This window comes from Alkaliphilus metalliredigens QYMF, assembly GCF_000016985.1.
GTDB lineage: Bacteria > Bacillota > Clostridia > Peptostreptococcales > Natronincolaceae > Alkaliphilus_A > Alkaliphilus_A metalliredigens.
Genome location: NC_009633.1, coordinates 1453803 through 1466183 on the forward strand (window position 1 = coordinate 1453803; position 12381 = coordinate 1466183).

11 protein-coding genes and 1 other annotated feature are annotated in these 12381 nt (G+C 37.0%); of the genes, 9 read left to right on the forward strand and 2 right to left on the reverse strand.

Annotation, left to right across the window (positions count from 1 at the left end):
• The first annotated feature begins 170 nt into the window (after window positions 1–170).
• On the forward strand, window positions 171–2129 hold the full coding sequence (locus tag AMET_RS06880; RefSeq protein ID WP_012062635.1) for an FAD-dependent oxidoreductase: 1959 nt from the start codon (window positions 171–173) through the stop codon (window positions 2127–2129).
• 57 nt (window positions 2130–2186) lie between these two features.
• On the opposite strand, the gene AMET_RS06885 is transcribed toward AMET_RS06880, so the two are convergent.
• Window positions 2187–2972: a MerR family transcriptional regulator gene (locus tag AMET_RS06885; RefSeq protein WP_012062636.1), complete on the reverse strand. Its 786-nt coding sequence runs from the start codon at window positions 2970–2972 to the stop codon at window positions 2187–2189.
• A gap of 490 nt (window positions 2973–3462) precedes the next feature.
• On the opposite strand from AMET_RS06885, the gene AMET_RS06890 reads away from it, so the two are divergent.
• Window positions 3463–3699 carry a hypothetical protein gene (locus tag AMET_RS06890; protein ID WP_207636415.1) on the forward strand — a complete coding sequence of 79 codons (237 nt, stop codon included), beginning with the start codon at window positions 3463–3465 and terminating at the stop codon, window positions 3697–3699.
• Between the two features lie 105 nt (window positions 3700–3804).
• A complete protein-coding gene (locus AMET_RS06895; RefSeq protein ID WP_041720460.1) occupies window positions 3805–4263 on the forward strand; it encodes a hypothetical protein in 459 nt (152 codons plus the stop codon).
• Window positions 4264–4388: 125 nt separating this feature from the next.
• Here the strand turns inward: AMET_RS06895 and AMET_RS06900 are convergent, their stop codons facing one another.
• Window positions 4389–5390, reverse strand: coding sequence for an ABC transporter substrate-binding protein (locus AMET_RS06900; protein ID WP_012062639.1), 1002 nt, complete (start codon window positions 5388–5390; stop codon window positions 4389–4391).
• 194 nt (window positions 5391–5584) lie between these two features.
• On the opposite strand from AMET_RS06900, the gene AMET_RS06905 reads away from it, so the two are divergent.
• From AMET_RS06905 to AMET_RS06925, 6 genes are all read left to right on the forward strand, one after another.
• Window positions 5585–5905, forward strand: coding sequence for a hypothetical protein (locus AMET_RS06905; RefSeq protein ID WP_012062640.1), 321 nt, complete (start codon window positions 5585–5587; stop codon window positions 5903–5905).
• Window positions 5906–6004: 99 nt separating this feature from the next.
• Window positions 6005–6547, forward strand: coding sequence for a CDP-diacylglycerol--glycerol-3-phosphate 3-phosphatidyltransferase (gene pgsA, locus AMET_RS06910; protein ID WP_012062641.1), 543 nt, complete (start codon window positions 6005–6007; stop codon window positions 6545–6547).
• A 66-nt stretch (window positions 6548–6613) separates the two neighbouring features.
• Window positions 6614–6851: a binding site (T-box leader), on the forward strand.
• Window positions 6852–7000: 149 nt separating this feature from the next.
• Entirely contained in the window at window positions 7001–7168 is a 168-nt protein-coding gene (locus tag AMET_RS25630) for a hypothetical protein (protein ID WP_012062642.1), read from the forward strand.
• A 13-nt stretch (window positions 7169–7181) separates the two neighbouring features.
• Entirely contained in the window at window positions 7182–9836 is a 2655-nt protein-coding gene (locus AMET_RS06915) for a valine--tRNA ligase (RefSeq protein ID WP_012062643.1), read from the forward strand.
• Between the two features lie 209 nt (window positions 9837–10045).
• The gene (locus tag AMET_RS06920; protein WP_012062644.1) at window positions 10046–11365 is read left to right on the forward strand and encodes a bifunctional folylpolyglutamate synthase/dihydrofolate synthase; all 1320 of its coding nucleotides are present in this window, start codon (window positions 10046–10048) and stop codon (window positions 11363–11365) included.
• 93 nt (window positions 11366–11458) lie between these two features.
• Window positions 11459–12343 carry a cation diffusion facilitator family transporter gene (locus tag AMET_RS06925; protein WP_012062645.1) on the forward strand — a complete coding sequence of 295 codons (885 nt, stop codon included), beginning with the start codon at window positions 11459–11461 and terminating at the stop codon, window positions 12341–12343.
• Window positions 12344–12381: the final 38 nt, after the last annotated feature.

Genomic DNA, 12381 nt, shown 5'->3' on the forward strand with positions numbered 1-12381 from the left:
AATCAAAGAGATCAATTGCTTGGATAAAAAACAAAAGAGAGAGTGAGTATATTATATATAATATACTCACTCTCTCTTTTGTTTTATGATAAAACATTATCAATCTGCTATTGACTTTGTAGTTACTACAAGGGTTATAGTATAAGTATATTATTAGGAGGTGTTGAAAAATGAACAAAAAGCTTTTAGTATCTTTATTGGTACTGTTGTTAGTTTTTTCACTGATAGGCTGTTCTAGTACGGATGTATCTCAACAAGATAATGAGAATGCCTTTAATGCTGGTGCTTATACAGCTGAAGCTGAAGGTATGAATGGTCCAATCAAGGTAGAAGTGACAGTAAGTGATACTTCTATTATAGGTATTACAGTGTTGGAATCTTCTGAGACGGTAAATCTTGGCGACCTAGCAATGGAAAGCTTAATAGAAGATGTTATTAAAAATCAGTCTATTGGAATTGATTCTGTAAGTGGTGCAACGATTACTTCCGAGGCCTTTCTATTGGCTGTGGAAAGTGCTTTACTGGAAGCAGGAGGAGATCTTGATCTATTAAAAACAGCTGTAGCAAAAGAAAATGAAGGTGCCATAGTTGAACTAGACGCAGATGTAGTGGTGATTGGTGCTGGTGGTTCTGGAACAGCAGCAGCTGTTACTGCAGCAGAAAATGGTGCTAAGGTCATTGTTTTAGAAAAAGCTGCTATTGCTGGTGGTACAACTGCTATGGGTGGAGGATTTTTTGCAGCAGATAGTGCCCAAGCAAGATCCTTAGGACATGAACCTGTGGATACAGGTTATATATTTGAAAAATGGATGGATGAAATGGATTGGTTAGCTGATGCCACATTGGTCAAGCAGTTTCTTGAGCTTTCCCATACAACTGCAGATTGGATGGAAGGACATGGGATAGAATTTGAAAAAACTAAAGCGGCTGTTCAACAATCTCATGCAGAGGGAACTAATGGGTATCATAAATATAATGATCATACCAAGACTTCTTCTCAATTAACGGCAATGTTGGATAAAATTGTAGCAGATTATGATGCATCTATCTATTATGAAACACCTGCTACTAGCCTGATAACAGAAAATAACGAAGTAACTGGCGTGATTGCTAGTGCAAAAGATGGTTCTACATTACACATATCTGCAAAATCAGTTATCGTCGCTACTGGTGGATTTGTGGGTAATTCCGATATGGTAACAGAAGCTTTAAATGGCGTTAGTGTAAATGCATCAGGATATAACTCTAATGTTGGAGATGGAATTAATATGGCAGTAGATGCTGGTGCAGCCAAGCGTGGATTATCTGCTATGGTAACCCATACCTTTGCTGTAGACGGTGGTAATTCTGTTGAAGGTGATTATGAATTTATGGAGTTATATCAAGCAACGAATTCTGTTGCATACATGCCTATTATTCCTTGGGTAAACGCAAGTGGTGTTCGTTTTGCTAACGAAGACATCGTATATGATCGAGCATTATCCGGTAATGCTGTTATGTCACAAGGAAACTATGCACATTTTATATATAATGAAGAATTACTAAACATATTAGAAACAGAAGGTGCTAGAGCAGCTGGAATGCTAGATAAGATTGCTATGGGGCCTATGCCTGAAATCACCCCTATGGACTTTGGATGGAGTAAGCTTACTGAGATTGTGGGACAAATGGTGGATGCAGGTCATGTTGTCAAAGCCGATACAATTGAAGAACTTGCTGAAAAACTTAATATGAATCCAGATGCACTAGTCGAGACGATGAAAAAATATAATGCTGATGCAGCTGAAGGTATGGATACACTGTATGGAAAAGATGGCAGCCATATGTATGCAATGACAGAAGGTCCATATTATGCATTCAAGGTAACTGTAAACAACTTAGGTACTGTTGGTGGTATTCGCATTAACTCTAACTTTGAAGTTGTTATGGATGAGCCAGAAAAAGGATATAGTACAATCGTTACAAATCTATATGCTGCTGGATCCGATGCTGCAGGACTTTATTCAGATCATTATGCACACGCCATAGAAGGTGCTGCCCAAGGTTGGGCATATAACTCTGGTCGTTTAGCAGGAGCTAGAGCCGCTGAAAATGCTTTGGATATTAAGATTAACTTATTCGATAAATAAATAGATAAATAAATGGAAAAGAAGGCTGTCAACCCCCTTGACAGCCTTCTTTTCCATTTATTCTATAGGAATATAAATATCAAACAATCGGCTAGGTCCAGTATCCTCTATCATTTCATGAAGCATATTCCCGTAAGCCTTACCCTTGATGTTATAGCTTTTCTTATTGCAAAAATTTTCTGCTTCTTTCATAATATCATGAACTTTTTCTTTCAAGTTATCTTCTATTGTAAATAATTTATACAAAGATCTTACAGCCGGCAGATGCAAAAGCTCCTCTACAGGATGACTTTCGGTGGCATAGGATGCATATCCATAGCTAAAACGATATGGTGTTTCTTTGCAATCAATATTATAACTAAAAGCAGGCCACAAGTCTGGCATATGATTTAAAAATTTATAGGTGTTAGTAAAGACTTCTTCCGATTTTATAAAATGCTCATCAGTTTGATTACAGTGGTAATAACAATTGTGGGAAGTAACGATTTCAAATCCATCTTTTGATCTTCCCCATTTCTCTAGCTTTTCTGCTAACATTTCAATATGCTTTTTTGCCCTATTTAAATAATCCTGCTCTGACTCTATAAACTGCAGTTGATTTTTAAGCATTGTTTTTTGCGTTTCTACAGAATCGCCACTAACTAATTTTTCTGCATCCTTCATATTAAATAATAATGAACGATACATTTTATACGCAAATATTTTATTGATATCCTCACACTTAAAATACCTATAATTATTTTCATCCCTCATAGAAGAAATCAACCGTTTATTATCAAAATATCTTAGGGTATCTTTGCTTAGGTTTAATATACGTTTTACATCATTTACTTTATATTTCATGACTTCACACCCTTATCATAAGTTGGTAACAGATACTGGATATTAAGGCTATCTTATCAAAAAATCAAAGGATTTACTACGATTTCATGTAAATACCTTACAAATGCCGGACGTGGATAAAGGAGAGAGGAAAAATGATAAATGATTATAGGTCTTTTCCCTAGGGTTTTAGGCATTATGAATAGGACTCAAATAGAAACAGGGCTTTAGGCCCTACTTCTGACTTTATGTGAAATTGAATCTGTATTAGTCCATGGACTTCATTGCTTCTTCAGCACCATGACTTTCAACTCAAAGCATACCTTTATAGATGGTATTTGAAAAACTGTGGATGATCTCAGGATTCTTTTCGATGTAACTTTTTCTTTTTCTTTATCATTTAGTTTTGAGTGAATTTTAGGAAATAAAAGGGATTACATAGGCTAATATAGAATACATTAAGTGTCTTATGACATGAATAATGCGAAGCATAATCTTAGAAGGATTATTTATGTTTAATGTAGGAGGTGTGAAATTGAAAAACTTTATTTCTACTTTTTTTGTTTGTATTTTTATTTGCTTGATTGCCATATTTCTCTTCGCTAGTTTTCTAGATAATATTTGGGCTATAGTTGTTTTTATCGCATTCATATTAGCGGTGTTTATTTCAATTTTCATGAGTCAGGAATCTAGAATTGAAGAATTAGAAAAGAAAATGGAGAAGTTATTAAATAATAAACAGGACTAAGAAATATTTCAGAGCTTGTAAAATGAGTTGTAGATATTTTATTTATAATTATGAAAATGTCTTGGACAGTAAAGAAAAATATTAGTTAAGAAGGAGACTGATGAATTGAGCATGAATAATGATAAGAAACATTTGGGAAAATCCTATAAGTTATTAGTCGTTTGGTTTATCTCATTATTTATCTTTGCTGGTATATTTAGTGCACTACTAACAAGAATAGACTTAAATCTTAGTTCAAAGGCAACAACACTTTTTTGGCTTTACTTCATGAATCTGTTTATTATTAGTTTATTCTTGATGATTTATAAAACAGAGAGGGTCTACTATATAAACTACATAACTCATAAAGAGGCTCAGGAGGCGACAAAGGAGGAGAGAAGAACTTTTGCATACAAACATCTAATCGTATTTTGTATGGCCACTATTGTTTTTATAATCTATTCGATTATTTCACTTATATTTAAATATCCTACAGGAGTGGATGTAGGAGCGTTTACAGTAATTATTATCATTTCAGCTATAAGAACGATCCCTTTTAGGCTAAAGGAAAAATATTCTACATAGATCACATTAGTGGCTTATGAAAGAAACATAAATAATTTAGAAAAAAATAAACCTCCTAGAGGAGAACTAGCCCTGAAATTTAGGCCAATGTTTTACTTCAGGAGGTTTTATGTTGAGGTTATTTACTACTTCTCCATTGCATTTCTAGCAAAGTCAGTATTCACAATGGTATCATAGGGAGCCTTTTTGTCTAACTCTCCTGCTTCCATCATGATATCTTGTAGTGTGTCTAGTCCTTCAGGCGTTAACACAAGATCTGGAGCCCAGGCACCAATGGACCGATAACGCTCCGATACAGTGGTCAAAATCTCCAAGTCTGCATCTGGGAAGTGAGGTTGGATTGACTTTGCAATTTCTTCAGCACTATGACTTTCAACCCAGAGCATCCCTTTATAGATGGCATTTGAAAAACTTTGAATAATCTCAGGATTCTTTTCCATATAACTCTTTCTTGCGCTATAAACCGTGTATGGAATATAACCACTTTCTTCTCCAACAGAAGCGACCACATAGCCTAGCCCGTCTTTTTCCATTTGAGAAGCTGTAGGCTCAAATAATGTTGTATAATCTCCTTCTCCCCCTGCAAAGGCCCCTGCCATGACGCCAAACTGGATGTCTGTACGAACATTAAGGTCTTCACCAGGTATCAATCCATTATTCTTTAAAACATATTCTAAAGTCATATTGGGCATACCACCTCTACGTCCCCCTAGAATCTCTTTGCCTCTAAGGTCCTCAAGAGTAAAATTAGGATTGGGTTCTCTAGCCACGATAAAGGAACCATCCCGTTGTGTTAATTGGGCAAAGTTAACTGCGTGATCATCCATTCCTTGATTGTAGACATAGACAGAAGCCTCAGGACCCATGAAGCCAATTTCAACCTGATTGCTCAACAGCGCTGCCATAACTTTATCGGCACCTTGTCCGTCAATGAGTTCAACATCCAGGCCTTCTTCCTCAAAGAAACCTTCTGATAAGGCAACGTACTGCGGTGCATAAAAAACAGAATGTGTTACCTCCATTACTTGGATCTTAGTTAAGTCAGAGCTGCCTTGGCATCCTGTTAGTACAATAGCAGAGACCATAAGCAAAACAATGATAACAGAGAAAATCTTTCTTGTAGACACGCTAATCCCCTCCAAATTTCAATTTTAATTCACTTGATGATTTATTATATTCTTTTGTTTCCAATGTGTGACAGTAAAGGATGAATAGAAAAGGAGAAAGTGGCATAGAATCAATATATGGAGAACTGAAAGCAGGCAAGCTCTAGGTAAACTCAAATGGTAAAGATGCTAAAGCGTCAGATGGAGGGGTTAGCATGGTGTGTAAAATTAAGGTTTGGGAAGGGAAGAATAGATACGGTTATATCAAGGGAGAAATCGATAGTTTTCATTGGTATGCCCTAGTTCATAAGGATGAAGTTGACTTTGGAATTGATCCCTATAGCTTGGATGTTGGAATCGGCAGGGTATCGAGACTCTGTATATATAAAGATGTGCCAATGGCAAACTATACAAAAAGACTCATTTATGCAAACTATAAAAGACAATGGGATGTATTGAACAAAAGCTATGAAACCATGATTAAAGAGTTGGTTAATTACTTAGAAAGACGGTATTCTATTCGACTTGTTAAGTAAATCTTAAATTTTTGCCAAGCGATTTGAAATTCCCCTTGAGTATGATATTATATATTATACTGTAGTAGATATTTCAACGAGTTTGGAAAGAGGTGTCACATGAATTTTCCTAATATACTAACGACCTTACGATTTGGACTTGTCCCTTTATTTATTGTCACCTTTTTTTCGGATTCACCCAATAATGTATTGCATTCCGCTTATATATTTATTTTTGCTGGATTCACGGATGTACTAGATGGCTACATTGCTAGAAAATATAATGCAATTACAAAATGGGGCCAAGCCATGGATCCCTTAGCCGATAAAGCCATGCAACTTACAGTGCTCCTATGCTTTACAATCAGAGGGATTATCCCTATGTGGGCAATTACTATTATTGGAATTAAAGAGTTATTGATGATTGGTGGCGCTGCTTTTTTGTATATCCAAAAGGATAAGATTGTGGTACCCTCAAATTCCTATGGAAAGTTAGCCACAATTCTTTTTTATGTTGCCATCTTAGCCATCGTATTCGGATTTTCATATGGAAGAGAATTAATGATGATGGTTATTATCATTACTGCCTATGCTTTTGTTCGCTATTTAATGGAGGCATTAAAGCAAATGAAAGCAAATAAAGAAAAGATAAATCTAAATTGACAAGATAAAGACAAAAGCACTTGACAAATTTTATGAATTGGTTATAATAAACATAAAATTTCATATAAAAAAGCAATGAAGAAGAGGAGTAAAGTATGATCCCTTTAGAGAGAAAAACCCATGGCTGCAAGGTTTTTTAGGACCCTTATACTTGAAGGTAGCTTCCGAGCTGTTATACTGAAATCGTAGTAGGTATAGCCGGGGAACCGTTATCATATTGAGCGTCTATTTCTAGATGAAGTGCCTTGGGCATTGAGTAGGAAATGGGAAGTGAGGTGGTATCGCGATTGACTTCGTCCTTAATATTAAGGGAGGAGTTTTTTTATTACATTTTTTTATTGAAAACAATAAAGTATCTATTACTTAAGGGCCAAAAGACAGAACACATTAGGCGTTTTACCATATAAAATAAATTGATGAATCTGTAGTGAGAAACTAGAGGAGGAGAGATGGATGTTCGAATTCGGGATATTTCTAATGTTATTAGGAGCCATCTGCGTGTATGGAACAAACTTTATAAGTAAGAAGCTATCAATTGATACCGTAAAGGGGATTTTAGTCATCAAAGGGAGTGGGTTAGTGTTAACCATTGCAGGAGCCATTGTTATCTTTATATTTTAGAGGAGGAATTTAAATGATTAAAAATCTGGACAAAAACTATCAACCACAAGAGTTTGAAGATCGTATTTATAAGGAATGGGAAAATAAAGGGTACTTTAAGCCCGTGATAAACCCAGATAAAGAGTCTTACTCTATTGTGTTACCACCACCAAATATTACAGGTCAGCTTCATATGGGACATGCACTTGACCATACATTGCAAGATATTTTAATTCGTTGGAAGCGCATGCAAGGCTTTGAAACCCTATGGCAGCCAGGAACAGATCATGCAAGTATTGCCACGGAAGTCAAGGTGGTTGAAAAAATAAAAAGAGAAGAAGGTCTTTCTAAACTAGACATAGGAAGAGATGGGTTTTTACAGCGTGCCTGGGAATGGAGGGACGAACACGGTAGAACAATCGTCAATCAAATGAAAAGAATGGGAGACTCCTGTGACTGGTCTCGGGAACGCTTTACCATGGATGAAGGATGTAATGAGGCAGTAACCGAGGTCTTTATTAAGCTCTATGAAAAGGGATTGATTTATCGAGGAAATCGAATTATTAACTGGTGTCCAGAGTGTAAAACCTCATTATCCGATGCAGAGGTAGAACATGAGGATAAGGCCGGGCATTTCTGGCACATTCAATATCCCATTAAGGATACTGATGAATACATCGAAATTGCCACAACAAGACCTGAAACAATGCTAGGAGACACGGGTATTGCCGTGCATCCAGAGGATGAGCGATACAATCATTTGATTGGAAAGTTCGCGATTTTACCATTGTTAGATCGTGAGATACCAATTTTCGCCGATGAATACGTAGATCCAGAATTTGGTACAGGGGCAGTGAAAATCACACCAGCCCATGACCCAAATGACTTTGAAATTGGAGCAAGACATAATTTAGAACAAATTGTTGTGATGAATGACGATGCAACCATCAACAAGCGTGGTGGAAAATATGAAGGTATGGCGCGATACGATGCAAGAAAGCAAATTGTCAAGGATTTAGATGCACTGGGACAACTTGCTCATGTAAAAGACCATCAACACAGTGTGGGACAATGCTATCGTTGTAACACTATAGTAGAACCATTAACCTCGGATCAATGGTTTGTTAAAATGGAGCCATTGGCAAAGCCTGCCATTGAAGCAGTGAAGGAAAAAGAAATTCAATTTGTTCCGGAAAGATTTTCTAAAACATATACCCAGTGGCTGGAGAATATTCGAGACTGGTGTATTTCTAGACAATTATGGTGGGGGCATCGAATTCCAGCATATTATTGTCAAGACTGTGGTGAGGTTATTGTTTCTAAAACCACACCAACAGTATGTGGAAAATGTCAGGGAAATCAATTGAAGCAGGATGAAGATGTATTAGATACTTGGTTCAGTTCAGCCCTGTGGCCTTTTTCCACCCTAGGATGGCCTGAAAAGACTGCGGAGCTAGATTACTTCTATCCTACAGATGTTCTGGTAACCGGTTATGATATTATTTTCTTCTGGGTTGTGCGAATGGCCTTCTCTGGACTGGAGTTTATGGATGAGATTCCATTTAAGCACGTATTTATTCATGGGTTAGTAAGGGATGCAGATGGTAGAAAAATGAGCAAATCCCTGGGAAATGGAATTGATCCATTGAATATTATCGACCAATATGGAGCGGATGCCCTACGATTCACATTGGTGACTGGGAATTCCCCGGGAAATGACATGCGATTTCATATGGAGAAACTAGAGTCCAGCAGAAACTTTGCCAACAAGCTCTGGAATGCCACGCGATTTGTCTTGATGAATCTTGATGAAAAGGAAATTACAGAAGAAGAAGTGAAGGAACACTTAAATACTGCGGATCGCTGGATCATATCAAGAGTTAATCAAGTGACCAAGGAAGTCACAGAAAACATGGATAAATTTGAGCTAGGAATGGCTGCCCAAAAGATCTATGATTTTATTTGGAGTGAGTACTGTGACTGGTATATTGAACTGACCAAGACAAGGTTATATGGAGAAAATGAAGATAAACGAAAGGCGGCCCAATATACATTGACCTCTGTTTTAGCGGATATACTAAAATTATTACATCCATTCATGCCATTTATTACTGAAGAGATTTGGCAGCATTTACCTACAGTAGATGGAAGTGTGATTATAGCAGCTTGGCCAACATATGAAGAAGAACAAATAGATGATATAGCCATTGGGAAGATGGAGTTATTAATGAATGCCATTAAAAACATTCGAAATGTAAGGGCGGAAATGAATGTGGTTCCTTCTCGAAAGGCGAAACTGATGGTCTTAACCAATGAAGAATTCGTTAAGACAACCATCCAAGAGTCTGAATTATACTTTGGGGCCTTGGCCAGTGTCTCCACAATTGAATTTGTATCAAGCGAGCAGGAAGTGCCAGATGATGCAGTCTCTGCAGTGGTGGATGGGGCGAAGCTATTTATCCCATTGGATGATTTGATTGATTTTGAGAAGGAAATCCAAAGACTAGAAAAAGAAAAAGAGAAGTTAGAGGATGAAATAACCCGAGTGACAGGCAAACTTGCCAATCAAGGATTTGTGGCTAAGGCACCAGCACATCTAATTGAGACAGAAAAAGAAAAACAAGTGAAATATCAGCAAATGCTCGATGCAGTGGATGAAAGATTAGTGTCCTTAAAAAATAAAGCATAATAATTCTATAAAAAGTAAGTAAATAGCTAGAGGATTCCTTCCTCTAGCTATTTACTTAAGTACTTGAAATTTTTAACAAAGAGAAGTTAAAAATTGAGTACGCCATGAGTCGTTGCGACAGCAAAAGAAGAGTTTTCTTAAATTGAAAGATATGATAAAATATTAACGATAGCATTTATTTGATGATAATTTAAAGAGGAGTGGAACTGATGAATTATGAACAGGCTTTAACTTATATCCACGACACATACAAATTTGGAAGAAAGCTGGGCTTAGATAATATCAAATACCTACTTAATCTACTGGACAATCCTCATCAGAAGGTAAAGGTGATTCATGTAGCAGGAACCAACGGAAAAGGTTCAATTGCCTCATTGATACATAGCGTATTGAAGACCCAGGGGTATCGAGTGGGACTATATACGTCACCTTATTTAGAAGAATTTACCGAAAGAATTAGAATTAGTGGGGAAGACATCCCTAGAGAACGTCTAGCTCAAGTAACAGAAGAAGTAAAAATGAAAATTGAAGAAATGGTTAAGTCGGGACAAAACCATCCCACGGAGTTTGAAGTGGTGACTGCCATTGCATTTTTGTACTACGCCCAAGAAGAGGTCGATTTTGTTGTACTTGAAGTGGGACTAGGAGGGCGGCTAGATGCCACAAATGTCATTAACACACCATTATTATCCATCATTACACCCATCGGTTACGATCATACGGCGTATCTAGGAAATACACTGAAAGAAATTGCCTTTGAGAAGGGTGGTGTGATTAAAGAGGATGGTTTAACCCTTGTGGCACCACAGGAGGAAGAAGCATTACAAGTGTTGAAAAAGCTCAGCCAAGAGAGAAATAATCAGCTATTTATGACCAATCTACAGGGCTTAGAAATCAAGAAAAGTACCATTGAAGAGCAGGTATTCTCCTGTGAAACCTATGCGAGAGCATATGAAAATGTGGAGATTAAACTACTGGGAGCTCATCAAATTGAAAACTGTTGTACAGCCCTGACTGCAATCGATATACTAAAGGAACATCATGATATTGAAGTCAGCGATGAGTCTATCTATCAAGGGATTCTTGAAACAAGATGGCCAGGTCGGATGGAGGTTGTACAGGATGAACCAACCGTCATAATAGACGGAGCCCATAATCTTCAAGGAGGGCAGGCTCTGGCGAATACCCTAAAACAACTATTATCAGGTCGAAGGATTACCTTTGTAATGGGGATGCTAGAGGATAAAGAAGTAGATGGCTTCCTAAATGAGTTGATTCCCCTAGTGGATATAGTCATCGCAACGACACCCAATAGTCCAAGAAGTATGCCAGCCAATGTGCTAGCAGGTAAAATGGATGTATTTAAGAAACCAATCCATGTAGAAGCAGAGGTTCGAAAAGCCATAGAAAAGGGATTGGCTTTAACGGGGAAGGATGACGTGCTCCTCTTTGCGGGATCTTTGTATATGATTGGTGAAGTGAGGTCGTATTTCAAATCAAATCAAATGAAAACTATTCTGAATTTTTAGCCGCGGGAAAATTTTTCTATAAATCAATGACATTTTATGAGTTTCATTCATAGATTATATTGTGAGAAAAAAGTGTAAGAGGTGATGAAAGTCATGAATAGATTTAAAGCAGCTTATTTGGCAATTGTAGTAAGTATGTTCTTGGTTGTTTTTAAGGTTTTTGTTGGAACAGCCACTAACTCTATTAGTATTATTTCGGATGCCTTGCATTCTTCTATGGATGTCATTGCATCTACCATCACTTTAGTGGCTATGAAGCTTGCTAAAAAACCTGAGGATAAATGTCATAACTATGGTCATGGTAAATATGAAGATTTAGCAGCAGTCATACAAAGTGTTTTAATACTAATCATATCAGTTACAATTATATCCCAAGCTACTTTGAGGATCGTCAATGGAAATCTGATTACAGAAACATTTCCAGGGATTATTGTTATGCTTGTTTCCATCACATTACATTCTATGACGGTGTTCATTATGTTAAAATACGCCAAGAAGGAAAATTCCGTTGCCCTTAAGGCAAATGCCCTACATCTTTTGGCAGATGTCATTACTTCTATTGGTGTAATTGTTGGATTAGTTGTGATTCAATTTACAGGACTTCGGATCATTGACCCCATAGTTGCAATTATAGTGGCCCTGATTATAATCAAGACTGGTTATGATATAGGTAAGGAATCAATTGAACAGTTATTAGATAAAAGCCTTAGTTCAGAAGAGATGAGTATAATAAAAGAGATATTAGAAGAACATAGTCCACCTGTTTTAGATTATCATTATCTTAGGACTCGGCGAATAGGGCAAACGAGGCAAGTGGATGTTCATTTGATTTTCCCCAACGATTATAGTCTCACGGATGCCCATGATGTTTCAAGTAGCATAGAAAAGGACATTCATCAAAGGATTACAAGTGTTAGGATTACAATCCATTTAGAGCCAGAAAACCATTATCATCCCTATCGAGTGGAAGTGGAATAGGAAATACATATATAGGTAGTAAGAGATATTGGTTCAAA